This is a genomic window from Aeromonas jandaei (assembly GCF_037890695.1).
Taxonomy (GTDB): Bacteria; Pseudomonadota; Gammaproteobacteria; order Enterobacterales; family Aeromonadaceae; genus Aeromonas; species Aeromonas jandaei.
Genome location: NZ_CP149571.1, coordinates 441,254 through 465,541 on the forward strand (window position 1 = coordinate 441,254; position 24,288 = coordinate 465,541).

At 58.7% G+C, this 24,288-nt stretch carries 27 protein-coding genes, 1 pseudogene and 1 riboswitch; of the genes and pseudogenes, 3 read left to right on the forward strand and 25 right to left on the reverse strand.

Annotated elements, in window-relative coordinates; translation table 11 throughout:
- Positions 1-16: 16 nt before the first annotated feature.
- The 11 genes from lfgL to lfgB form a co-directional block, all read right to left on the reverse strand.
- A complete protein-coding gene (lfgL, locus tag WE862_RS02170) occupies positions 17-916 on the reverse strand; it encodes a lateral flagellar hook-associated protein LfgL (protein ID WP_041210158.1) in 900 nt (299 codons plus the stop codon).
- Between the two features lie 10 nt (positions 917-926).
- A complete protein-coding gene (gene lfgK / locus WE862_RS02175) occupies positions 927-2,246 on the reverse strand; it encodes a lateral flagellar hook-associated protein LfgK (RefSeq protein WP_042030091.1) in 1,320 nt (439 codons plus the stop codon).
- Positions 2,246-2,644, reverse strand: a complete 399-nt coding sequence (locus WE862_RS02180; RefSeq protein ID WP_042030092.1) for a rod-binding protein — start codon at positions 2,642-2,644, stop codon at positions 2,246-2,248. The genes lfgK and WE862_RS02180 overlap by 1 nt, the downstream gene beginning before the upstream one ends.
- Before the next feature lie 8 nt (positions 2,645-2,652).
- Complete coding sequence (gene fgIL / locus WE862_RS02185; protein WP_042030094.1) at positions 2,653-3,759, reverse strand: lateral flagellar basal body P-ring FlgIL; 1,107 nt, start codon at positions 3,757-3,759, stop codon at positions 2,653-2,655.
- An 8-nt stretch (positions 3,760-3,767) separates the two neighbouring features.
- Positions 3,768-4,439, reverse strand: a complete 672-nt coding sequence (gene flgH, locus WE862_RS02190; RefSeq protein WP_033115411.1) for a flagellar basal body L-ring protein FlgH — start codon at positions 4,437-4,439, stop codon at positions 3,768-3,770.
- A complete protein-coding gene (gene lfgG, locus WE862_RS02195; RefSeq protein ID WP_033115412.1) occupies positions 4,439-5,224 on the reverse strand; it encodes a lateral flagellar basal-body rod protein LfgG in 786 nt (261 codons plus the stop codon). The genes flgH and lfgG overlap by 1 nt, the downstream gene beginning before the upstream one ends.
- Before the next feature lie 82 nt (positions 5,225-5,306).
- Positions 5,307-6,041, reverse strand: coding sequence for a lateral flagellar basal-body rod protein LfgF (gene lfgF, locus WE862_RS02200; RefSeq protein ID WP_033115413.1), 735 nt, complete (start codon positions 6,039-6,041; stop codon positions 5,307-5,309).
- Positions 6,042-6,051: 10 nt separating this feature from the next.
- Positions 6,052-7,257 (reverse strand): lateral flagellar hook protein FlgEL, encoded by a 1,206-nt coding sequence (flgEL, locus tag WE862_RS02205; RefSeq protein WP_042030096.1) that lies wholly within the window; start codon positions 7,255-7,257, stop codon positions 6,052-6,054.
- A gap of 18 nt (positions 7,258-7,275) precedes the next feature.
- The gene (locus WE862_RS02210) at positions 7,276-7,983 is read right to left on the reverse strand and encodes a flagellar hook assembly protein FlgD (RefSeq protein WP_041210153.1); all 708 of its coding nucleotides are present in this window, start codon (positions 7,981-7,983) and stop codon (positions 7,276-7,278) included.
- Positions 7,984-7,986: 3 nt separating this feature from the next.
- Positions 7,987-8,412 carry a lateral flagellar basal body rod protein FlgCL gene (gene flgCL, locus WE862_RS02215; protein ID WP_339058695.1) on the reverse strand — a complete coding sequence of 142 codons (426 nt, stop codon included), beginning with the start codon at positions 8,410-8,412 and terminating at the stop codon, positions 7,987-7,989.
- Positions 8,413-8,414: 2 nt separating this feature from the next.
- Positions 8,415-8,804, reverse strand: a complete 390-nt coding sequence (gene lfgB / locus WE862_RS02220) for a lateral flagellar basal body rod protein LfgB (RefSeq protein ID WP_033115417.1) — start codon at positions 8,802-8,804, stop codon at positions 8,415-8,417.
- 60 nt (positions 8,805-8,864) lie between these two features.
- On the opposite strand from lfgB, the gene lfgA reads away from it, so the two are divergent.
- The 3 genes from lfgA (at position 8,865) to lfgN (ending at position 10,449) form a co-directional block, all read left to right on the forward strand.
- Entirely contained in the window at positions 8,865-9,656 is a 792-nt protein-coding gene (lfgA, locus tag WE862_RS02225; protein WP_042030097.1) for a lateral flagellar basal body P-ring formation protein LfgA, read from the forward strand.
- Positions 9,657-9,733: 77 nt separating this feature from the next.
- On the forward strand, positions 9,734-10,009 hold the full coding sequence (gene flgM / locus WE862_RS02230; RefSeq protein WP_033115419.1) for a flagellar biosynthesis anti-sigma factor FlgM: 276 nt from the start codon (positions 9,734-9,736) through the stop codon (positions 10,007-10,009).
- The gene (gene lfgN / locus WE862_RS02235; protein ID WP_042030098.1) at positions 10,006-10,449 is read left to right on the forward strand and encodes a lateral flagellar protein LfgN; all 444 of its coding nucleotides are present in this window, start codon (positions 10,006-10,008) and stop codon (positions 10,447-10,449) included. The genes flgM and lfgN overlap by 4 nt, the downstream gene beginning before the upstream one ends.
- Here the strand turns inward: lfgN and lfiJ are convergent.
- The 14 genes and pseudogenes from lfiJ to lfiM form a co-directional block, all read right to left on the reverse strand.
- A complete protein-coding gene (lfiJ, locus tag WE862_RS02240) occupies positions 10,446-10,865 on the reverse strand; it encodes a lateral flagellar protein LfiJ (RefSeq protein WP_041210149.1) in 420 nt (139 codons plus the stop codon). The genes lfgN and lfiJ overlap by 4 nt on opposite strands.
- A 12-nt stretch (positions 10,866-10,877) precedes the next feature.
- Positions 10,878-12,206 (reverse strand): lateral flagellar FliI-like assembly ATPase LfiI, encoded by a 1,329-nt coding sequence (lfiI, locus tag WE862_RS02245; RefSeq protein ID WP_042030099.1) that lies wholly within the window; start codon positions 12,204-12,206, stop codon positions 10,878-10,880.
- A complete protein-coding gene (gene lfiH, locus WE862_RS02250; protein WP_042030100.1) occupies positions 12,199-12,891 on the reverse strand; it encodes a lateral flagellar assembly protein FliH in 693 nt (230 codons plus the stop codon). Before lfiH ends, lfiI begins: the two co-directional genes overlap by 8 nt.
- Before the next feature lie 12 nt (positions 12,892-12,903).
- Positions 12,904-13,932: pseudogene (gene fliGL / locus WE862_RS02255) on the reverse strand (lateral flagellar motor switch protein FliGL).
- Complete coding sequence (fliFL, locus tag WE862_RS02260) at positions 13,919-15,667, reverse strand: lateral flagellar M-ring protein FliFL (protein WP_082035422.1); 1,749 nt, start codon at positions 15,665-15,667, stop codon at positions 13,919-13,921. The pseudogene fliGL and the gene fliFL overlap by 14 nt, the downstream one beginning before the upstream one ends.
- 17 nt (positions 15,668-15,684) lie before the next feature.
- Positions 15,685-16,011: a lateral flagellar hook-basal body complex protein LfiE gene (gene lfiE, locus WE862_RS02265; RefSeq protein ID WP_082035417.1), complete on the reverse strand. Its 327-nt coding sequence runs from the start codon at positions 16,009-16,011 to the stop codon at positions 15,685-15,687.
- An 11-nt stretch (positions 16,012-16,022) separates the two neighbouring features.
- Positions 16,023-17,285: a lateral flagellar response regulator transcription factor LafK gene (gene lafK, locus WE862_RS02270; RefSeq protein WP_269747690.1), complete on the reverse strand. Its 1,263-nt coding sequence runs from the start codon at positions 17,283-17,285 to the stop codon at positions 16,023-16,025.
- Positions 17,286-17,534: 249 nt separating this feature from the next.
- Positions 17,535-17,622: riboswitch (cyclic di-GMP riboswitch) on the reverse strand.
- Between the two features lie 197 nt (positions 17,623-17,819).
- Positions 17,820-19,895 (reverse strand): lateral flagellar biosynthesis protein LfhA, encoded by a 2,076-nt coding sequence (gene lfhA, locus WE862_RS02275; RefSeq protein ID WP_033115427.1) that lies wholly within the window; start codon positions 19,893-19,895, stop codon positions 17,820-17,822.
- A 3-nt stretch (positions 19,896-19,898) separates the two neighbouring features.
- On the reverse strand, positions 19,899-21,035 hold the full coding sequence (flhB, locus tag WE862_RS02280) for a flagellar biosynthesis protein FlhB (RefSeq protein WP_042030103.1): 1,137 nt from the start codon (positions 21,033-21,035) through the stop codon (positions 19,899-19,901).
- On the reverse strand, positions 21,032-21,814 hold the full coding sequence (lfiR, locus tag WE862_RS02285) for a lateral flagellar biosynthetic protein LfiR (RefSeq protein WP_042030104.1): 783 nt from the start codon (positions 21,812-21,814) through the stop codon (positions 21,032-21,034). The genes flhB and lfiR overlap by 4 nt, the downstream gene beginning before the upstream one ends.
- Positions 21,811-22,080, reverse strand: coding sequence for a lateral flagellar biosynthetic protein LfiQ (gene lfiQ / locus WE862_RS02290; RefSeq protein ID WP_041210142.1), 270 nt, complete (start codon positions 22,078-22,080; stop codon positions 21,811-21,813). Before lfiQ ends, lfiR begins: the two co-directional genes overlap by 4 nt.
- Position 22,081: 1 nt before the next feature.
- Positions 22,082-22,816: a flagellar type III secretion system pore protein FliP gene (fliP, locus tag WE862_RS02295; RefSeq protein WP_042030105.1), complete on the reverse strand. Its 735-nt coding sequence runs from the start codon at positions 22,814-22,816 to the stop codon at positions 22,082-22,084.
- Positions 22,816-23,193 carry a lateral flagellar motor switch protein LfiN gene (lfiN, locus tag WE862_RS02300; protein ID WP_042030106.1) on the reverse strand — a complete coding sequence of 126 codons (378 nt, stop codon included), beginning with the start codon at positions 23,191-23,193 and terminating at the stop codon, positions 22,816-22,818. The genes fliP and lfiN overlap by 1 nt, the downstream gene beginning before the upstream one ends.
- Before the next feature lie 8 nt (positions 23,194-23,201).
- A complete protein-coding gene (gene lfiM, locus WE862_RS02305) occupies positions 23,202-24,074 on the reverse strand; it encodes a lateral flagellar motor switch protein LfiM (protein ID WP_167335492.1) in 873 nt (290 codons plus the stop codon).
- Positions 24,075-24,288: the final 214 nt, after the last annotated feature.

The window sequence follows — 24,288 nt, forward strand, 5'->3', positions numbered from 1 at the left end:
CTCCTTGCGCCTGACGTTATGGCATGTAGTTGAAGAGGCTCAATCCGTTAACCTTGGCAAATGCCTGTTGCTGCACTTGCAAGGCCATCAGCACATGGGCCTGCTGGGTAACGGCACTGGCATAGTCGAGGGACTCTATCTGATTGCTCACTTCCTTGCTATAGGTCCCCTTCTCGGTATGCCCCTCATCGACCTGATCAAGCAGGTTCATGCGAGCGCCGATGGTACTCACCATCTGGCTGATATCGTCCTGCAGCACCTTGCTGCGATCCAGCATGCTGCGCGCCTGATCGGCTGCATCGGGTGCTCCGCTCTCTATCGCGGCAACCATGGTATCGAGCTGCTTGAAGAAATCGCCGTTGTCGATGAACAGTTTGTCTGCCGTCTGGTTGAGACCGACCGTGACCCCCTTGGCGATGCTGACCTCACGCACCAGAGCATCACCCTGATAGACGTAATCACCGCTGGCATTTTTCACGAGTGTGGTCTGATTGACCTGGCTACCTGCAAACAGGCTGGAGCCACTCTCGTTGCGCGCATTGGCCAGATCGAACAGTCCCTCCTTGATGACTCCGACTTCAGTCGCGATGGCGCGACGATCATCTTCCGACAAGGAGCCGGTTGCCGCGGTCTGGGTCAGTTCGCGCAGCCGCATCAGCATATTGGTCATGGACTCCAGCTGGATTTCACCCTGAGAGAGCTGGCTTTTGGCGTTGGCGATGTTCTTCTGATACTGCTCCATCGCCACCTGCTCTTTCTTGAGTCCAAGCAGTTGCACGCTACCCACCGGATCATCCGAAGGCTGCAGAATGCGTTTGTTTGAGGAGATCTGGCGATCGAGGCGAGCATACTCGCCGAAACCGTATTGCAGGTTATCGAGCATGCTGAGCTGGATCTGGTTGGTACTGATGCGCATGGTCACTCCGTCAGAACATGTTCAGGATGGAATTGAAGAGCTGATCCGAGGTACTAATCACCTTGGCATTGGCCTGATAGACCTTGGTGTATGCCATGATTTTGACCCCCTCTTCATCGGTGTTGACCCCGCTGACACTGCTCAGCTTGGTAGCCAGCTGCTTCTCCATATTGGCATCAGCCTGCATGGTCGCCTTGGCCTGTCCGCTCTGCACCGCTATCCGGCCAAGCAGGGCGCTGTAGGCGTCATACTGGCCATCTTTGATGGTGATGATCTCCTGCAGATTGCGGTTGTCGCCCTGCCCGCCCCCGGCCTTGGCAAAAGCGAGATGATCGCCGGTAAAGCCATCGGCAATCTTCAGGGTCCCGGAAGGGTTGAGCGGGTCGTAACTGAACAGGGGTTTGCCCGGGTCACCATTAAGGTCAACACCACCAGCCTGCTTGGCATTGAAGTCATCGGCCAGTTTCTTTGCCATCTGGTTGAGTTCGTCGCGCAGCGGGCGCAGCACATTGGCACGGTAATCCATTACTCCGGCCAGAGTACCGCCATGCAGAGCGGGTACTTCGAAAGTCTGTGGGCCAAAACTGAGACTGAGCTTTTCACCGGCCAGCGAGAGCGTACTGCTGCTGCCAGCCAGTACCAGCGGCTGGCCCTGAGGCAGGCTTAGCGAGAAAGAACCATCGCTCTGCCGGTTGACCCTCACTTCCATATAGGTGGAAAGCTCGCGCACGATCTGCTCACGACTGTCTTCCAGAGCCGATGTATTGACCCCTTTGGATGCCTGCTCGCTAATTTGCGTATTGAGTTCGGCGACCTGCTTGAGATAGCTGTTGACCTGAGAAACCGTGCTGTTCAGCTGATCGTCGATCTGCTTCTCCTGAGTCATCATGCTCTCGTTCAGCTGGCCATAGCGGTTCGCCAATGCGCCGGCAGAGCTCACTATCTGACTGCGCTGGGCCGGTGTTTCCGGGCTGTCGAGGGCCGCACTCAGTGAGGCGAAGAAGCTGTCCAACCCCTTGGCGATGTTCATCGACTCGCTGCCCAGAAGCTGCTCGGTGGTATTGATGTACTGATGGAACGAGTAGGAGGCCCCGGTCGCAGAGCGGCTGCGCCAATGCTGGGAAACCAGATACTCATCCGTGATCCTGCGAACACCGGTTACCTCTACCCCCTGGCCATTATCCAGCCGGCCAAAACCCGACAGGCTGCCCATCATGGCTTCCTGACGGCTATAGCCGATGGTATTGACGTTGGCGATATTCTGGGCGGTCACATTCAATGCGATCTGTGCCGCGTTGAGCCCGCTAAAACCGATATTGAGCAGAGACATCAGTCACCTTTCCTCATTTTTGCCGTGTTCAGAGGCTGACTGAAGGCAGCCAGGGTCTGTGATTCTGAAGCGACCGCCTGGTCGGCATTCTTTAATGTCGGTGCCAACTGACTGACCATCTGCTCTTTAAGACCGATCCCGCCGCGCTTGACCAGGCTCATCGCCAGCTGGCTGTCATACATATCGCGATAGAGATCCTGCCCCTTGATGAGTTTGTCATCCTCATCCTGCAGGGCATCACTGGCCGAGCGCATATGCTTGAGCACTGTCTGCAGAAAGCTCACTTCGAACTGACCGGCTACGGCATCAAGCGCAGCGCGCTGATCCGGGTTGCTCTTGATCTGCTGAAGTTCGTTGAGATCCTGATAGAAACCAGGTTCCGAAGTTATTCGGGTCATAGAGATCCTTAGATGACCACCAGCTCTCCCTCGAGGGCACCAGCCTCATCGAGCGCCTGCAAAATGGCCATAACATCATCGGGCGTTGCCCCAAGCGAGTTGACGGCCTTGACGATCACCTCAAGCGAAGTGCCATCAGGCCAGACAAACATGTTGTTTCGTTCGCGATCCACCTGGATCTTCGAGTTGGGAGTCGTGGTGGTCTGTCCGTTGGAGAAGGCATTGGGCTGGCTGACTGTCTGGCTCTCGCCAATGGTCACCGTCAGGCTGCCGTGGCTGACTGCCGCCTTGTGCACCTTGACCCCCTGCCCCATTACCACGGTACCGGTACGGCTGTTGAATACCACCTTGGGTCGCTCCTGCCCCATGTCGACCTGCACGTCCTGCAGCAATGCCATGAACGAGATGCGCTGGCTCTCGTCACGGGGGGCAGCAATCTGAATGCGGCCGGCACTGACCGCTTTGGCAACCTGCCCCAGCTGGTGATTGATGGCCCGCTCCACATTGCGGGCCGTCTTGAAGTTGGGCTGATGCAGATTGAGCGTCACTTCGGGTTTGTCGGCAAAATTGCTGGCCACTTCCCGCTCAATGATGGCGCCATTGGGAATGATCCCCGCCGTCGGTACGTTGATGGTCACCGAAGAGCCGGACTGCCCCTCGGCCTTGACCCCGGCCACCACCAGATTGCCCTGGGCCACCGCATACACTTCACCATCGATACCGCGCAAGGGGGTCAACAGCAGCGAGCCGCCACGCAGACTCTTGGCATCGCCAATCGAGGTGACGGTTACATCCACCAGCTGCCCCTTGCCAGCCAGTGCCGGCAGGGTTGCCTGCACAGATACCGCAGCGACGTTCTTGAGCTTGGGGTCGATATCATCCGGCAGCTGCACGCCAAACTGCTTGAGCATGTTAGCCATCGACTGACCGGTAAACTTTACCTGGCTCTTGTCGCCGGTGCCGGACAACCCCACCACCAGACCGTAACCAACCAGCTGGTTGGTTCGCATCCCCTGCACATCGGCAATATCAAGCAGTGACCGCTTGGCGGCAGGAGCGGCATTCGCCCACCATGGCAGGCAGAGGCAAAGCAGGGCGATAACCCATCTGTTCATGTAAAACCTCAAAACGGTGCAAATGCGGAGCTGAAGAAGCGCCCCAGCCACCCCATCTGGTTGCTGTCGGCAAGCGCACCACGGCCGGCATAAGTGATGCGGGCATCGGCGATGCGCTGGGACGAGATACGGTTGCTCTGGTCGATATCCTCAACCCGCACCATGCCGCCCAGACGGATGTACTCATCACCCTGATTGAGACGGATCCATTTCTCGCCACGGATACCGAGCACGCCATTGGGCATCACTTCGGCCACCGTCACCGTGATGGAACCGGCCAGGGTATTCTGCTGGCTGGATGTCGCACCGCCATCAAAATCCCGGTCGGCACTGAGGGTAGCCCCCCAGTCAGGACGCAGTTTGCCACCAATGGAAGGAGCTGGCACATTCATGCTGCTGTTCTTGCTCATGCTGGTGTTGGCTTTCTTGCTCGACTGGGTACGCTCTTCCAGTACCACGGTCAGAATGTCGCCGATACGATAGGCGCGACGATCCTGAAACAGGGTCATCATGTAGTCGCCACGATAGAGACTGCCATCTTCCCCCCGGGCCGAGGCAGACTGCATGGGCCGTGAAGGCGCCCACTTCTCCTCGCCCGGCTCCGGAGCCTTGAGCTCATAGGTCGCGCAGCCACCCAGCAACAGCACGACCCACAGGTAACGCCACATCATCTTCATCATCACAGCGCTTGAGTGACAAACTTGAGCATCTGGTCGGCGGAAGAGACCACCTTGGCATTCATCTCGTAAGCTCGCTGGGTGGTGATCATGTCCACCATCTCCTCCACCACGTTGACGTTGGAGCTCTCCAGCGTGAACTGCTTGATGGCCCCCATCGCCTCTTCGCCGGGCACCCCTTCGATGGCTTCACCGGATGCGCCAGTCGCACGATAGAGGTTGCCACCGAGCGCCTCGAGACCAGCCGGGTTGGAGAAGTTGGTCAGGGTAATGCGTCCCAGCTCCACATTCTCCTGCTGACCCGGCAAGGTGGCACTCACGGTACCGTCGGTACCGATGGAGATCTTGGTAGCGTTGTCCGGGATCTGGATCTGCGGCTGCATCGGCAGACCATCAGCGTTGACCAGCATTCCTTCCGCATTGCGATGCCACTGACCATTGCGGGTGTAGGCAGTCTCGCCATCGGGGCGCTCGACACTGAAGAAGCCGGCGCCGACCACGGCCATATCCAGCTCCTGGTTGGTGTTCTGGAACTGACCCGGGGTAAAGACCTTCTGGGTACCGACCACACGTACACCGTTACCCATCTGGATGCCGATGGGCGAGAGGTTCTGCTGATCCTGTTGTGCCCCCGGCTGACGCTGCACCTGATAAAACAGATCTTCAAAGGCAACCCGATCACGCTTGAAACCAACCGTGTTGACGTTGGCCAGGTTGTTGGAAATGCTGGCCATCTTGGCATCTTGGGCCGACAGACCCGTTTTGCTTACCCAAAGTGCTGCATGCATCTTTGTCTCTCCACCTGATTCATTCGGATGCCGAAGCACCTCTCAGCGGGACGATGCACCAAACTGCTCGTCCCGTTCATGATTAACCCTGACCGGAAATCAGCCGGGCCCCTTGTCTGGCCTGCTCGTCCGCGGTCTTCATCAGCTTGACCTGCAGCTCGAAGTTGCGGGTCAGCGACATGCTGCTGATCAGCTCATCGACCGCATTCACGTTCGCCCCCTCCAGAAAACCGGAAGCCAGTACGACCTGCTCGCTGGTCTCGGCATCACCCCCCTGTCGCAAGCGGAAGAGGCCGTCCTGCCCCTTGACCAGCTCGGCGGGATCCGGGTTGACCAGCTTGAGGCGTCCCACGTCGAGACGGGCACCGCCACCGGGCGGCGTGATGCTGAGCGAACCATCCTTGCCAAAACTGAGATCCCGATAGGCAGGAAGTACCATTTCCCCACCATCGCCCAGCACGGGGCGACCGTTGAGGGTCAACAGCCCGTCTGCATCGCTCTCCAGATTGCCGGCCCGGGTGTAGGCCTCTTTGCCATCTGCAGTCTGCACCGTGATAAAGCCTTCACCGCGAATAGCCACGTCCAGCTTGCGCCCGGTCTGCATCAGCGCGCCCGGTTTGAAGTCGGTGCCGGCCATCTCTTCGCGAGCCATGACCCGGCTGGGGTAACCATCACCGCTCAGGGCATAGGCCGACACCCGCTCGAAGTCAGCACGAAAGCCGGCGGTGTTGACGTTGGCCAGGTTATTGGCCCGGATTTGCTGGGCCATCAGGGTATGTTGCGCCCCTGACATGGCGGTATAGATAAGCTTTTCCACGGGTCAGCCCTTAGAAGGAGTTGAAGAGAACCTGGGTCATCTTGTCAGCTGAGCTGATGGTCTTGGCGTTGGCCTGATAGTTGCGCTGGGAGGTCATCAGGCTGACCAGCTCACCGGTCAGGTCGACGTTGGAGCTCTCGTAGGCCCCAGCAGTCAGCTGACCCATGGTGCCGGTTCCCGGCGCACCCAGCACCGGTTGACCCGAGCTGAAGGACTGCTGCCAGGTGGTGTTGTTGGTCTGCAGCAGACCGTTGGGATTGGCGAAGTTCGCCATCACCACCTGACCCTGCTTCAGGCTCTGGCCGTTGGTAAAGGTGGCGAAGACGCCGCCATCGGCATCCACCCGTACACCGGTCAAATCGCCCGCGGTATAGCCGTTGGACTGGTTGCGAGTGGCATTGAAATCGGAGGCGTACTGACTGACTCGGCTCATATCCAGTTGCAGGGCGATTGGAGAGGCGCCCGCGGGTGCCAGCGCCAAATTGGCAGGAATGGTCGAAGCCCCCGTATCCAGCTTGCCATCTGCGGTGAATTGCATCTTGGCCCCGCCAGCAGGGGTGATATCAGTGCCATTGAATGTGTAATGCACGGCCCACTCATTGGGTGCCGTTTTGACAAAATACTGGGTGACGGTGTGCTCAACCCCGAGCGAGTCATAGACCTTGCTGGATTGGGAATAGCTGAAGCTGTCTGACTTGGCTGGATCGAAGGGGTGAAGAGCCGGATCGATCACGCTGGCATCCGCCTTCAGGTTGGCGACGAACTCCAGCTTGTCGGATGCCTTGGCAGGCAGGCTCCCAGCTTTGACCTGAATGTCACCGATCACCCCGGATTGCAGCTCACCGGCATCATTGGTGGTATAGCCCTGCAGACGGGTGCCGTTGGCGGTCGTCAGGTAGTTGTTCGGGTCACGCTGGAACATGCCGGCTCTGGTGTAGGAGGTCTGGCCGTTGCTATCCTTGAGCACGAAGAAACCGCTGCCGGAGATGGCCAGATCCAGACCACGGCCGGTACGCATCACGTCACCATTGCGGTCAAAGTTCTGGGATACGTTGTTCATCTCGACCCCGCCCGCCTGACCGCCACCATAGATGGCAGCAAACTCGGCACGGCTCGACTTGAAGCCTGCGGTACTGGCGTTAGCCACGTTGTTGCTGATAACGCTCAATTCCTGGTTTACGGCGCGCAGGCCGCTCAATCCGATACTGAAAGACACAATTTCGCTCCTGTTTGATTACGCCGATTTGCCGAACTGAATGGCACTGAAGAGGGGGACGTCACCCACGCCAGCGACCTGCAACATGATCTCGCCCGTGCCGGGCAGGGTGACGCGATCCACCTTGCTGGCGACATAGTTTTTGGACGTGGTGGCAACCCCGTTGAGGGATGCCTTGACCTCGAAGCTGTACTCCCCGGCGGGCAGCTCCGGCAGTTCATAATCCAGCCCGCCAGCCTTGCTTTCACCCCAACTCTTGGTCGCCACCAGGGTGCCATGCTCGTCATAAACCTTGAGCTCGACCTGATCGGCGGCGCCCGCCAGTTCGACCTGACCGCGAATGGCTTTGTCATCGCTCTTGGTCAGGGTCTTGCTCGGTACCATCACCTCTTTGTCGATAAGGTCGGTACTCTGCAGGACCTGCTGGGTATCCATCATGTTGATGGACTTCTGCTGCAGCAGCTTCAGGCTCTCGACCCCTTCCACCATGCTGAACTGGGCCAGCTGGGTGACATATTGGGCGCCATCCAGCGGGTTGGTGGGATCCTGGTTCTGGATCTGGGCCACCATCATCTGCAGAAATTCGTTGCGCAGTTGCATGCCGCTCTGGGCACTCTGGCCAGTGGCAGAGCCCGCCGCCGCATTGTTGGGGGCGATATCCGGGGTAGCAGAGCGCTGGCTGGCACCACGGGCGGTATCAAGGGTACTTACCTGAGGCAGACTCACGGCTTAGACCCCCTGACCAAGACGCAGCAGACCCTGCTGCATGCTGTTGATGCGATTGATCACCTCGACCGAGGTCTCAAAACCGCGGGAGGCACTCATCATGTCGGCCATCTCCTCCACCGCATTGACGTTGGAGTAGTAAACAAAACCGTCTTTATCGGCGATCGGGTTGGTCGGTTCGAGACGCTTCTCGACCTGACGATCGGACTGCACTATGCCGGCGATCTGAGCCTGTGCAGACCCCAGCGCCTCTGCATCCTGCACGCGCTGATAGAGAGTGGAGAAAACCGGCTTGATGGCGCGAAACGCGGCATCTTCACTGCCGGCTGCACTGTCCACGTTCGCCAGATTGGAGGCGACGGTATCGAGTCGCACGGTTTGCGCCCGCATGGCACTGCCGGCGATGTCATAGATTCGGTTGAACGACATGATTAACGCCCCTCGATCGCTTTGGCGATCCCGGTGATTTTCATATTCAGGAAGGTCAGGCTGGTCTGGAAATCCGTGGCATTGTTGGCAAACTTGCTCTGCTCGACGCTGAGCTCAGCGGTATTGCCATCCATGGATGCCTGATAGGGGATGCGATAGAGCGGATGCTGCATATCGTCAGCCATGGTGCCCTGACTGATGGCAGCGCTCTCCTCGCCTGCCGCAACTTGCTGTGCGACACGGCCAAGAATCGTCTTATAATCGACGTCCCGGGCCAGATAGCCGGGGGTATCCACATTGGCCAGATTCCCGGCCAGAATACGCGCCCGGTCAGCCCGGATATCAAGGGCATAAGGGTGTACGCCAAGAGCGCTGTCAAATGAGATACTCATGCTTCATCCTTTTATGAATCAGTCAGACCGGTGCACTCGTTATCAAGACTCATGCCAATCATGAAGATCCCTTATTTGCGCCGGATGCAGCGCTGCCCCTGGCTGACCACATTGATAAAAGGGGAAGTACCGTTTCCCGTATGGAAGCGCTCAGGCCTCTTCTGGCTGCTGATGCTGGCAAGCCCGCTGCACGCTGAACCCGGTGAACTGTCGCAACAGGTCGGTGCCCGCCTCAAGGAGGATGCAAGTCAGACCCTGCATGCCTACCTGCAACAACAGGGCTGGGCAATCCCGGAGGTGGACTATCAGGTGTGGATCTCTCCGGCGGTGGAACACCTTCCTCCCTGCCAGCAAGAGATCCGCTTGCAGGCAGGGGGCCAATATCGCCAGCCGTGGGGTCGTCGCCCCTACCTGGTCGAGTGTGCCAACCCCTCCTGGCAGCTGAGAGCCCGGGTCGAGGTCACGCTCATGCTGCCAGTCTGGATGACGGCCAGGGAGATCCGGAAAGGCCAGACCATTCAGGCAGCAGACCTCGTCGAGGAGTCGCTGGATGTCAGCAGACTGCAGCGAGGCTTCATTCCCGTCTCCGAGTCGCTGACAGGCAGCAAGGCCAATCGCAATCTCAGGATGGGGCAGTTGATTGGCGAACTGGACCTGCAGAAGGCCTGGGCGGTGAAGGAGGGTGAAGGGGTGTTGATCCGGGCCGGTCAGGGTGGATTCTCGGCCACAACCCGCGGCACAGCGTTGGCAAGCGGCGCCATCGGCGATGGCATCAAGGTACGCAACAGCAGCTCAGGCAAAGAGATCCAGGCCTGGGTCATCGCAAAAGGGGAAGTCGAAACCCGTTTTTGAACCCGTATAAGGGTTTTTATTCAAGTTAGGCCGACCTTGGGTCGCTTTGCAGAGATAGACCACCAGGAATTGACGTTATGAAAATCACACGCACCGACCCGCTCTACGTTCAGACCCAGTTGCAACGCAAGCAGGATGGCGCGCCAGCCCAAGTCGAGGCGCGCGCTACCAAGGCTGACGCCCAGATCAGCAGCACGGCACAGGTTGTCAATCAGGCGAGAGCCCAGCTTGCCACCACATCCGACGTGGATATGGAAAAAGTGAACCGGATCCGTCAGGCCATCAGCGAAGGAAAACTGGAACTCGATATGGATGCACTGGGTCAGGCCATTCTGGATATGCACCGCCGATGAGCATGGAGCCGAAGCAGCGGATCAAGGAGCTGATCCTGGGCATCCAGCAAGATTGCAGCCGCTACGCCGAGCTGCGGAGCCTGTTGCTGCGCCAGCACGGCTTGCTGGCAGCTCACGATGTCGATGGGCTGGCAACCCACAACCAGCAGCAGACAAGGCTGATGGCCGATGTGCAAAAACAGGCTCAGCAACGTTGCCACCATCTGCTCGCTCTGGGACTGAAACCGGATGAAAAGGGGATGGCGACCCTGATTGCCAAACTGCCTGCCACCATGCAGCCAAAAGTCGCTAGCCAGTGGCAACAACTCGAACTGCTGTTGCAGCAGTGTCTGCGCCAGAACGATCTCAACGGCCGTCTGCTGGCTGGGCAGATAGAGACCATCAACACGCTGCTGGGTCAGGAGCATGCTTACGGCCAGCTGGAGCGTTTTCCCGACTAGTTCCCCTCTTTGAGCTGACGGTGGCGCAAGCCGGAAAGCTCGTCGAGCTGGCGCTGATCCCGCAGCTCCCGCTGCTGGCTGATGGCTCGTTCACGCTTGTCCAGCAGGTGCTCCAGTCCCTTGACCCGACCAAACTGCCTGACCACCTCCCCTTCATGGCGCTCCAGATCCAGCTTGGCCAGTGCCGATTGCTGCACCTGATGGGCCAGCAGATGACGCAACTGGCGATCCATCTGCTGCTTGTTCTGCCACAGCAAGGGATGGAAAGTGGCCGAACCGGGACTCAGCGAGCCGATCACCTCCTGCAACCGCAAGGCTCTCTGCTCTTCCCTTATCGCCTCTTCCCGCAAGCGCTGACGCTCCTTGCCGAGCGCCTCCAGCGCCTCCTGCTGCAAGCCGAGATAGGATTTCAACATGGCGACCTCCTATTACCTGCCCAGAACCTGCTTGAGCCCAGCCACGACCTGAGCCAGCGGGGTCTCTTCATGGATCCCCTGCTGCAGGAAGGCGGCAATGGCCGGGTAACGTTGTACCGCTTCGTCCATCTGGGGATCTGCCCCCGGTTGATAGCCACCGAGCGGCAGCAATTCACGCACCTGCTGATAGCGCCCCCACAACTGACGCAAGGTGACCGCCAGCTGCTGCCAGTCAGTCGGCACCACTTGCGGCATCACCCGGCTCACCGAAGCGCCGATGTCGATGGCCGGGTAGTGTCCCTCTTCCGCCAGACGACGGGTCAGCACTATGTGACCATCCAGAATGGCACGGGCCGAGTCGACTACCGGGTCCTGCTGATCATCCCCTTCCGCCAACACGGTGTAAAAGGCACTCAGGCTGCCATCAGGGTGGGTACCGTTGCCGGCCCGCTCCACCAGCTGGGTCAGCATGCTGAACACCGATGGCGGGTAGCCGCGCGTCGCCGGCGGCTCACCGATAGCCAGTGCGATTTCGCGCTGGGCCTGGGCGTAGCGGGTGAGGGAGTCCATCAATAGCAGTACATCCTGGCCCCGCTCACGAAAATATTCGGCAAGACGATGGCAAAGCTGGGCGGCACGCAACCGCATCAGAGGAGATTGATCCGCAGGAGCGGCCACCACCACCGAGCGGGCCAGACCTTCCGCACCGAGACTGTGCTCGATGAACTCGCGGACTTCACGACCCCGTTCACCAATCAGCCCCACGATGACGATCTGTGCCGTAGTGTTGCGGGTCATCATGCCGAGCAGCATGCTCTTGCCCACGCCGGAACCGGCAAACAGGCCCAGTCGCTGCCCCTTGCCAACCGTCAGCAAGCCATTGATGGCACGGATACCCACATCAAGAGGTTCACGGATCGGCGTGCGCAACAGCGGATTGGGCGGAGAAGAGAAGAGTGCAACGCGCTCCCCCTCGTCACGAAGAGGACGGCCATCCAGCGGCTGCAACAGCCCATCGACAACCCGGCCCAGCAGATGCTCGCCGACCCTGATTGTCTCTTCGCCATCGATTGGCAACACCCGGGCTCCGGCGTAAAGCCCTCCCATGGGCTGCAGCGGCATCAGATAGGAGATCTCCCGGTTGAAACCCACCACCTCTGCCAACAGAGAGTCGCCGGATGCCGTATCGACCCGGCAGCGCTGCCCCATCACCAGCTGGCAGCCGATTACCTCAAGGGTCAGCCCCGTTACGCGAACCAGTCGGCCATAGCGGCGAAAACCGGGCACCTCGTCAAAGCAGTCGAGCGCCGAGGTGAGCGCCTGTTGCAGAGCTTCATGCATGCTGCGGCAGTTCCAGCGTGCTGTTCAGCTGCTCGATGCAGGAGGCAAGGCGCTCGCCGGTATTGACCTCGATCACCGCCGCCCGTGTTTCGATGCGGGCATCGCCAATGGCCAGATTGGGGTCTACCTGCAACGGCCACCCTTCGCAACGGGTGACTCCCTGTTCGGCCAGACGCTGGCGATCCCCCTCATTGAGATAGATGACCAGCTCTTCCGAAGCGGCAGGCAGAGTCGCCAGCGCCTGCTCCACCTGACTGAGTACCTGCTGGGGATTGAGGGTAAATTCGGCCTGGATAACCCGCTTGGCCACCTGGGCCACCAGCTGGGCAATCAGCGCTTTCTGCTCCTGCATCTTTACCCGGGTCAGGGATTCCCACTGCTCCTGCAGCTTGGCAAAGGGCACCATGGCCTGATCGAAAGAGGCGCGCCCCTCCGCCAACCCCTGAGCGAAGCCGCGGGTTTGTCCCTGCTGCAGCCCCTTGGCCTCCCCTTCCACCAGACCGCTGGTCAGTCCCTGCTGATATCCGGATTGATACCCTTCGTCGTGACCTTGCTCCAGCCCCTGCTGATAACCAAACTCGAACTGCTCCTGCTGACTCTGGGCCTCTTCCCCGCTCTGTCCCAAGGCCGGAAAGCGGTAGAGCCGGGTCGGGCCTGGCATCAACTTGCGCACATAGTGACTCATCAATGCCCCCTGTTAGCTGACCGTCGGTTCTTCGAACAGCTGGAACTCGATCTCGCCCTGCTCCACCAATTCGCGGACCAGTTGCATGATCTCCTCTCGGGCCTGCTCGACCTTGCGCAGGGAGACGCTGCCCTGATGCTGGATCTGATCTTCCAGTGCCTGAGCCATCCGCTTCGGCATGGCGCCGAGCACCACCTTGCGGAAGCTGGTCTCGGTATTCTTGAGGGCCAGTGCCAGCAGCTCGCTCGGGATCTCCTGCACCAGACGCTGCAGGGTTTCGTCGCTCTGGCGACGCAACGTCATGAAGTCGAACATGTTCTTTTCGATTTCCAGCGCCATGTCACCATCGTGTTCACGCAGCAGCGAGAGCATCTGCTCCTTGTCGCCCTGATAGCGGTTGAGGATATCGGCAACCTGCCGCACGCCATTCACCTTGGCTCCGGACTGGTCAGCGACATAGGCAAGACAACGATCCAGCGTCAGCCTGAGTTCACCCAGAACATGCTCGCTGACACTGCTGAGACTGGCGACCCGCACCAGCAGATCGTCGTGCACCGAGCCGGGCAGCTCATCCAGTACCGCGGAAGCGGTCTGGGGTGGCAGGAACGCCAGCAGCACCGCCTGCATCTGCGGGTGCTCATTGCGGAAGAAACGGGCCAGCACATCGGCAGGTACCCACTGCAACCGCTGGATATCCTGACTCATCACATCACCGTAGAGGCTGTCGAGCAGGCTGCGGGAGAGACGCTGACCAAGGGCCAGGTCGAGAGTCTGTTCCAGATATTCGCGGGAGGCGCTGCCAATCCCGCTCTGTTCACGATACTGGTTGAAGAACTGCTGCAAGGTTCATCGGGCCTCCATCGAACTGACGCCGGAGAGACCCGCCATCTTGGAGATAAGGCGCTGCACTTCATCGCGGGAGAGCTTTTGCATCACCTTGGCAGCGGCCTCAGTTCCCATGCTCAACAGCAGGATGGCCGCTTTCTCCAGGTTGTCGATATCGATATCGACGGCTTTCTGGTTCAGGTTAACGTTGTTCATTGCCACTTACCCATGCTCTCACCACTTCCGCTACCCGAGCGGTATCTTTGTCAACCAGCAACTGCAGATGCTTGAGTTGTACTTCCAGCTCGGAACCCGGCTCCGGCAATGCCTCCAGATCCAGAGAAGAGAAGTGCGGCTCCCGCTCGTTGTCGGAACGGATCAGACCATTGCTCATCGGCGGCGCCGTCAGGGCAACATCATCATCCCGCCGCATGGAGAGACCCACGGTCGGCTCCAGCTCATCATCCAGCTCGTCAGAGAGCGTATCTTCATCCGGCGCCTGCTGGGTGCGAACCAGATGCTTCACCAACGGGCGGATACCGAAGAAGACCAGCGTCAGGCCAAGCAGGCCACCCACCAGATAACGGAGCGAATCCTGCCAGTAAGGGGTCTCCCACCAGCTCGATTCGGGCGGAGCAATCGGCGCAGCGCCGGTGAAGTCGAACACTTGCAGGCTGATCTGATCTCCACGAGCCTCATCAAAGCCCACCGAGCGCTCGACCATCTGCCGGATCTGCGCCAGCTGCTCATCATTCCAGCCTCCTTTCGGGGCGCTCTGATGATTGAGCAGTACGGAGACGTTCATCTTCTCGAGCCGTCCCTGCTGATAGCGGGTGTGTACTATGGTGCGGCTGTTTTCGTACTGCTTGCTGACCTCCTGCCGCTCGGTGCGGGAGTCATTTTTCTGATTTTCCGTGGTGGCTGCCGCGGTCTGATTCTGGGTCGCCGGATCACTTTTGGGTGCCGTTTCGGGAGGACGATTGGACAGAGCGCCGGGGATACCCAGTGCCAGCGCATCGATGGTTTTGTCCGATTTGCTCGACTCCTTGGTCACCACCCCTTGTGGATCCAGCTGCTGCTGGGTCTCCTCCACCGCATTGAAGTTGACGTCTGCGGCGATCTGCACCCGGAAGTTGCCGGTGCCCAGCATGGGATAGAGCATGTCGCTGGCACGCTGACGAATGTACTGCTCCAGCTTGCGCACATACTCCATCTGCTGCACGCTCTGCTTGCCAAAACCGGCCTTGTCGCCGAGTTCGGCACTCAGCAGCTGGCCAGCCTGATCGACAATGGTGACCGCCCCCGGTTTCATGCCGGAGATACTGCCTGCCACCAGGTTGGCAATGGCCTCGACCTGGCCGGGCTCCATGGCCTGACCGGGCTGCAGATCGAGCATCACGGATGCACTTGGTTTCTCCTCGTCACGACCGACAAAGAGAGTGCGCTTGGGAATGGCGAGATGGACGCGGGCACTGCGCACCGCATCCAGCGAAATGATGGTGCGCGCCAGTTCGCCTTCCAGTGCATGGCGATAGCGGGCACCTTCCATAAACTCGCTGGTGCCGAGGCCGGTGACATTGTCCAGCCCCTCTAGACCCGCCGGCATGGCCGCTCTCACCCCTCTGGCCGCCAAGGCCATACGAACATGAGCCAGCTGATTCTCCGGCACCAGGATCTGGCCAGAACTCTTCTCAAGCCGGAACGGCACCTGCTCCTTCTCCAGCATCTCCATGATGTTGGCGGTATCGTAGAGCTCCTGCTTGCCGTACAGGGGGACGTAGTTTTTGCTGGACGTCCACAGAATGACGACGATTGTGCCGGCAACGATGGCAGCCAGCAGAGCAATGGTCAGGATCGATTTATTGTCACGGGAGAGGCTGCGCCAGTTGCGAAGGCCCTCCTGCACGCGTGTTCTGAAGGAATCCGAAGCCCCTTGCGGGGACGTTACCAGTTCAGTCATCACTTACCTCAGAGCGGCATGCGCATAATGTCGTCAAAACCGGTCATCAGCTTGTTGCGCACCTGCATCAGGGCTGAAAAGCTGAGACCCGCTTTCTGACTGGCCACCATGGCCCCGACCAGATCATCGCTCTGGCCGGCATCAACAGCCGTCATCATGGCTGAAGCCATGTTCTGCTGTTCGTTGACTCTGCCGACAACGTCGCGCATGGCGTCGCTGAATGACACATTCGAGAGATCATTGGATTCGATGGAAGGAGCCTGAGTGGCAACTCGTTGCATCTCCTGCATCTGCTGCAGGAGCGTTGCCTGTGATGACATCATTTCAATCTTCACGCCGTTATCCCTTAGTTTTGAAGCTGCTGCTCGATATCAATGCCCTGCTCACGCATCGCCGCCAGCTTGTATCTCAGAGCCCGGGTGGTCATCCCGAGCGCTTCTGCCGTGCGGGTACGATGGCCACGGAAGCGGCGCAAGGTCTCTAGTACAAATTGAAATTCTGCGTGCCGACGTGTCTCGCTCAACCCTTCCGGGGCGGAAAGGACTTCCGCCAATCCATGTTCGGGTTCCGCGACATAGCTGGGCAGCATCAAATCGACCGCTTGAATATGCAATCCGCGAGCCATGATTAATGAACGTTGAATGACGTTATCGAGCTCCCTGACGTTGCCCGGCCACTGATAAGCCAGCAGTTGCTTGCGGGCACTCTCGCTCAGGCGATACCCCTGCTGGGGCGCATAGCGTTCGATGAAATATTCAGCCAGCGGCAATATGTCGTCGGGACGCTCGCGCAGTGCTGGCCAGTTCATCGGCAACACATCGAGGCGATAGAAGAGGTCTTCCCTGAACTGGCCGGCTGCCACCAGGGTGCGCAGATCCTTGTTGCTGGCGGCGATGATCCGCACATCCAGCGCGATGGTCTGATGGCTACCGAGGCGCTCCACCTCACGCTCCTGCAAAACCCGCAACAACTTTGCCTGCAGTGACAGGGGCAACTCGGAGATTTCGTCGAGCATCAGGGTTCCGCCCTGCGCCTGCTCGAACTTGCCGGGCTGCGAACCCGTCGCGCCGGTGAAGGCCCCCTTGTTGTGGCCAAACAGAATGGATTCGAGCATGGACTCGGGAATGGCGGCGCAGTTGATGGCGACAAACGGCTTGTGAGCACGGCTGGACATCTCGTGGATGTAACGCGCCAGACGCTCCTTGCCCGTTCCCGACTCACCCCCGATAAGAATGGTGGCTGCCGTTTTGGCTGCCCGGCGAGCAAGCTGCAACACTTGCAGGCTCATGGTCGAGACGGCGATCAGGTCTGGAATGGCCTGCCGCAGACGCAGTGCCCCCTTCACCACATCCAGCATCTGCTGCCCCCCGAAGGGCTTGATGATGTAGTCAATGGCACCGGCTCGCATCGCTTCTGCCGCAAGATAGGCCTGACGCTCATTAACCAGGATCACGCAATCAATGCCGCTAAAATCATGCACCAATTGAGGACCTACTTCGGTCATGAGATCCATGTCGAGCAGGATTAAATCAACGGAACGGCTGCCGAGAATTAATTTCGACTTGCGAATAGAGTCACAGCGGGAAACAGCATATCCCTGTGCTGCCAATATTCCTTCAATATCGTTCCCATCGGCCATAGATGAGCTGATTAACAATAAATGGGGATCTTTCCCAAGACTGGCCGGTCTTGAGCTTTTTTTGATAGATACATCCGAAAGCATATGAACCCGAACCCGTGATTGTGGATAAAACAATCAACAGAACTGAAATGCCGAAATAAAAGACGCACAGGTACGCTGGCGCTTCTAACGAGCACCTAGATCAAACCAGTGTTATATCAAGGCGGTAACAATGGCCTTGGCAACCCCGCTATCATGAGCATTTCTGCTTTTAGACCGGAGGCTTTGCGTCCTGACTTTTCAGTTCAGTTTGCCTTTTTCATGCGACTGCCCGTATTTGGACAAGACAGCACCAAATTAGTGGTGACTGCTGAGTGACACATGTGAATTGTTATATTTGTTATTTATCTTTGACGACCGAATGCGTCAAAAACAGTCACATCATAACGGCTTACAATTACAATTCAAGTAGATAGGCGGAATATATTCTTCCCATTTGCCTATTAACATGGCAGCCCTGTTTCAGCCTAGCGTGCCAATAACCTCCACTCTCAACTCTTCCGGTATTTCATTATATGAGAGCACTTTGAGACCTTTTGCAAAAGATCGGGCATAACGCGCGATCAAGGGTCTAAGTTGCGGCATCACGACCAGTACCGGGGCATATCCTTGCTGCTGCAGCTGCTCTTTAACCAGCGGCATATTTTGCTGCAACTGTGCCAGCAGTTGCGGATCAACCGGAAAACTGTCCAGCTGGATTTTCCCCTGCTGCTGCGACTGGTTCATGGCCGCCAGCAAGGTCTGCTCAAGACGGTCATCGAGCGTGAAGGTGGCAAGCACATCACGGCTGCCAATCGCCTGTCTCACAATCTGGCGCTTCAAGGCGCAACGAACATCGGAAGCAAGCAGCACGGGATCCTTGGTCAGCTCGCTGGCATCGAGCAAGGTCGTCGCCACCGTGCGTATATCGGTCAGGCTGACCTGTTCCTTTAGCAATTGCCGAAAAACTCGCAACTGCTGCATCTGGGTCAGGGCCAGATTGAGCTCCTCCGCCAGACGGGGCGACTGAGCTGCAAGATGTTGCCCCAGCTTGCCCACCTCATCATGACCGAAGAGGGCATCAAGCTGCTCACGCAGCAGCTTGCTGGCGTGGGTCGCGATCACCGTTGCCGAATCCACCACCGAATAGCCAAGATTCAATGCCTTGGCCTTGTTCTCCGGTGAAATCCAGACTGCGCTCATGCCATATGCAGGATCCTGGGTCAGCTCCCCATCCAGCGAACCATAGGTCTCGCCGCTGCTGATGGCCATCAGACGCTGGCAATCAACATTGCCGGACGCCAGTGCCACACCGGAGAGCTTGATCCGGTACTGATCGGGTTGCAGCTGCAAATTGTCGCGAACCCGGATCTCGGGCAGCAGAAAACCGTACTGCTCCGATAGGGTTTTGCGAATACCGCGCACCCGGGCCAGCAGCTCGGCGCCTTTGTCAGCTTCCGCCAGCGGCACCAACCGATAACCCAGTTCGATGGCGACGGTATCGACCGGCGGCAGATCCTGCCATTCCAGCCCTTGTGGTTCCGGCTGGGCAATCTGGCGAGCCAGCTCCTGCGCGGCATCCAGATCCGGGGTATTGACCGCCCGCTTGCTCACGCTCCAGCCAGTCCAGGCCAGTACGGCGGCAAAGCTGAGGAAGGCCAGCATCGGCATGCCCGGCACCAGCCCCAGTACCAGCATGATGGCAGCGGCAGTGTAGATGACGCGGGGAGAAGCCAGGATCTGGTCACCCACCTGATCCGCCATCTCACCTTCATCGCTGACCCGGGTCACAATGATGGCGGCAGCAGTAGACATCAGCAGCGAGGGGATCTGGGCCACCAGACCGTCACCGATGGTCAGCAGGGCATAGCGCTGGAAGGCTTCGGCAACCGGCAGGGCATGCTGGAAAATACCGATGGCAAGGCCGCCGACCAGGTTGATGATGAGCACCAGCATGCCGGCAATCGCATCACCGCGCACAAACTTGGAGGCACCATCCATCGCCCCGTAGAAGTCAGCTTCACGGGCAATCTCGTCCCGTCTCGCCCGCGCCTGATGCTGATCCATTGTGCCGGCATTGAGGTCGGCATCGATGGCCATCTGCTTGCCCGGCATCGCATCCAGGGTAAAGCGGGCAGACACCTCGGAGATCCGCTCCCCACCCTTGGTGATCACCACAAAGTTGATGATCATCAGGATCACGAAGACCACCAGACCGACGACATAGTTGCCGCCGATCACCACCTCGCCAAACGCCTGAATCACCTTGCCCGCCGCTTCATGGCCCTCATGGCCATGCAGCAGCACCACGCGGGTCGAGGCCACGTTGAGCGACAGCCGCATCAGGGTTGCCACCAGCAACACCGTGGGGAAGACGGAGAAGTCGAGAGGGCGACGCGCCGATACGGAGACCAGCAGCACCAGTACCGCCAACACAATGTTGAAGGTAAAGAGGGCATCCAGCAGCCAGCCCGGCAGCGGCAATATCATCATGGCCAGAATGGCCAGCAGCATCATCGGGATCGCGGTATAGGATTGGGTCAATACACGCCAGTTCACAACTTACCTCTCAGGTTGACGTAATTCGGGCGGCACATGCAAAGGAGCAAGCGGGTTTGGCTTTCGCCCCTTGCCGGCCTGATACGCCCTCAACTGCAATACATGATTCAAGACATAAGCCACCGCGGTATAGAGACCCGCCGGTACTTCCTGATCTATCCGGGTGGAGTAGTAGATGGCACGGGTCAGCTCCGGCAGACTCATCACCATCTTGTCATGCTGTTTGGCCACCTGACGGATCCGCTCAGCCATGCCATCAACCCCCTTGGCAATCACGAACGGGGCATTGGCCCGCTGGGGATCATATTTGATGGCCACCGCATAGTGGGTCGGGTTGACGATGATCACATCCGCCTGCGGTACGCGTTGCTCGATACGGGCACGAGCCAGCATGGCCTGCACCTGACGGATCCGTGCCTTGATTTCCGGGCGACCTTCGCTGTTCTTGTGCTCATCCTTGACCTCCTGCTTGGTCATCCGCAACTGCTTGTTCAGCGACCAGCGCTGATAGGGCACATCCAGCACGGCGATCAACATCTGCACGCCACCAAGCAAGATGAATGCCTGAGAGAGGATCCGCAGCGCCTGCTCCATGGCGGCCTGGGGTGGCATCCGGTTCATCATCAGCAACGTGGGCCACTGATGCTGGAGCAGCAGTGCCAGCGTGGAGCCAATCAGCAGAATTTTCAGTACCGACTTCAGCAGCTCCATCAGGCTGTGGCTCGAGAACATCCGCTTGAGCCCCTTGAGTGGGTTCAGCTTCTCGGCACTGGGGAAGATCTTCTTCCAGGTCAGTACCATGCCCCCCGGCAACGAGCTGAGCAGGACCAGCATCAGAGCCAGAAAAGCAAACAGCGGCAGCAGCACCCACAACATGTTGAGCAAGGCTTCCGCCGTCCAGTGCACCATCATTTGCGGATCCCTGGCTCCTTGCCAGTCGAACCGTTGTGGCCGTTTCATCAACTCGGCGAAGAAGCGGCCAAAGCTGGGCACCATCCACTGCATGGCAAAGCCGCCGAGCAGCAACAGTCCCGCCGAACTGAGCTCCTTGGAGCGCGCGATCTGACCCTCTTCCCGTGCCTTGCGCAGTTTCTGGGAAGAGGCCTCTTCGGTTTTATCCTGGGCGCTGTTCTGGCTCATGAGGGGGTCAGGGCTCGCAGTTGTTCCAGCACGCGAGTCACCAGCTCAAGGTAACGGGAAGGGACTCCGCTAATTGAGATAGCCATGGTGAGCAGCCCGAGCAGCAGCGTCATGGGGAAACCGAGCGAGAAGATGTTCAGCGAAGGGGCCGTCCGATTCATGACGCCAAAGGTCAGGTTGACCATCAACATGGCAACCACGGCAGGCAGGGTGAGGATCAGTGCCGCGCCGATACACCAGCCGAACAGACCGACCACCCCTTTCATGTCGAGCAGGTCGAGGGAAGAACCGGGTGGCCAGCTGCGCAGGCTCTGCACCAGCACATCCAGCGTCACCAGATGGCCATTCAGGCCAAGAAACAGCAGTGAGCAGAAGACCAGCATCAACTGGCTGACGATGGGTGCGGTGTCACCATTGCTGGGGTCATTCATCACCGCCATCGCCAACCCCATCTGCATGGAGAGGATCTGGCCAGCCATGGTCATGATCATGAACAGCATCTGGACGCAGAGCCCGAACAGCAACCCGAACAGCAGCTGCTCTACAGCCAATACCAGAGCACCGGTGCTGAAGGGGTCAACGACTGGCATCCCCTTGAGCATGGGGGCAATCAGCAGGCTGACGATCAGCGCCAGCAGCAGACGAACTTGCGGCGGCACCCGACCGTCACCGAATACCGGCATGACCCAAAAAGCAGAACCAATCCGCAAGAATGGCCACCACCACTGCCCCAGCCAGGCCGTCAGATCGGCAGCGCTGAGGGACAAGAGGGAGTTCATCCGATGAGTCCGGGTATCTTCAAAAACAGGTCGTGGAACAGGGTTGTGATCTGCGATAGCAGCCAGTTCCCAGTGAAGATGAGCGTCATCAGGGTCACCAGAAAACGGGGTAAAAAGCTGAGGGTCTGCTCCTGGATCTGGGTCGCAGCCTGAAACACACTGACGACCAGGCCCACAATCAGCCCCGGCACGATCAGCACAGAGACCATCACCACGACGAGATTGACGGCGCCGCCAACCAGCGCCACGCTCTGCTCCGGCGTCATGTCAGCCTCCCCCGCCAAAGCTGGCTGCAAGGGTACCGACCGTCATCGACCAGCCATCGACCAGTACAAACACCATCAGCTTGAATGGCAAGGAGATGATCAGCGGCGAGAGCATCATCATCCCCATCGCCATCAGCACGCTGGCCACCACCAGATCGATCACCAGAAACGGAATAAACAGCATAAAGCCGATCTGAAATGCGGTATTCAACTCACTCAATACAAACGCAGGCAACAGCACCCCGAAAGGAACATCCTGCTTGGCCACCGTTGTTGGTTCACCGGAGATACGCAGCATCTGTTCCAGATCCGGCTCGCGGGTCTGCGCCAGCATAAAGGTGCGCAGCGGTTTCTCTGCGCGAGCAACCCCTTCCGACAGGGTGATCTCATCCCTGTCAAACGGGACAAAGGCATTCTGGTATATGTCGGTCCAGACCGGACGCATGATAACCAGAGTCAGGATGAGGCTGATCCCGATCAGCACCCGGTTGGGAGGACTCTGCTGCAAACCGAGCGCCTGCCGCAAGATGGCCAGCACTATGATGATCCGGGTAAAACTGGTCATCATCAGCAACAGGGTCGGCAACAACCCCAGCACTGTCATGAAGAAGAGGATCTGCAACTTGATGTTGTAATCCTCGCCACCTGCTGCCCCCGGAGCTACCGAGAACAGGGTCATGTCAGCCCCCCAGCCAGGCAGGGAGAAGAGCAGCAGGGTCAGCAGCAGGTAACGCATCAGTCGTCCATGCCACCCAGCAGTTTGGCATCGATTACATCAACCAGACGCAAGCCATACTTGCCGTTGACGACGACCACTTCCTCCTTGGCAAGCAGGCGGCCATTGACCCGGACATCCAGCGGCTCGCCCGCCAGTTTGTCCAGCTCAATCACGGCGCCCTCTTCCACCCGCATCAGGTCACCCAGAGGCACTTCGGTACTGGCTACCTCAAGGGTCACCTTGACCGGGATCTGGCGGAAGAAAGAGAGATCCCGCTGCTTGCTGCTACTGGTCGGCGCCATGTAGTCGGCGGCACTGGGCATGCTGATATCGTCACCAAACAGTTGATCCAGTCCATCCAGATCCAGCGGGTCATTCATATTGTGCTCGCTCATGATTCGATTTACTCCTCTACCACAGTCGCAACCTGGTAGACCAGACTGCCTTTATGTTCTGCTATGCGCCCGTTGAAGCAGGGGCGGTTACCAATCAGGGCGGGCACCATCTCAGGCAGATCCAGCGACAGCACATCTCCCACCTTGAGGCACTCCAGATCGGCCAGCGTCATCGACAGCTGCCCCATGACCACCCGCAGCCGGACCGGAACATGGCTCAATACCTGTTCCAGCTCTCCCTCGGGCAAGGCAATCCCTTCCTGAGAGTCGGATTCTTCGGACGGAAGCAACCACATCTGCCACTGGTGGGTGCAATTGCCGGCTTGCAGGGTGGCACGGGTAGTCCACAGCTGACGGGTCGGCATGGCATCCTGCGGGATAATATTGATCTGCCACTCAAGATCTCCCAGCCCGAGGCAGGAGCACCAGATATCGACCTGATAGTGACAGAGTCGTTGCAGCAGGCGTTGTTCGGTATCGGTCACCCCTTTTCCGGCAGGAAGCGCCTCCTCTTTCTGATGGAGCGTGCCACCAAAAAAGAGAACGGCCAGACGGTAGATCACCAGAGGAGAGATGGAAAAATATACAGCGCGCTGGGGATCAACCCGGGATGTAGCCTCGACCCAGAGTTGTGGCTCGGCAACATCGGCGACACTGGAGGCGGCGAACTCGCCATAGGCCAGCTCACAATCAGCACTGTTGAAAAGTTGGGCCATGCAGCCGGCGACCTGCAGAGAAAAGGTGCTCAACTGGGCGTTAACCTGCTTGAGACGAGTGCGGTTTACCCGATCGATACCCAGCAGATCATAACGAGGAAGGGCTTTGCCTTGCTCGGCTCCGAGCAGGCGGGAAGGTGTGTGCACTGCACCGCTTGATGACATTAAAAATCCACCCTGACCATTTCATCTTCCCTTGCCGTCAGCCCCTTCGGTGGGGGATGCAGCATGATAGATACAACTCATCCAACCGGGTCATAGCGACCAAAAAGAGGCCGAACTTTATTACAAATTCAAAAATGCTGCCACGCGCCACATCATGTTGTGACATGTAAAAAATCCCGGTGCCGCTAAGCACCGGGATTTATCGTGACGGGTC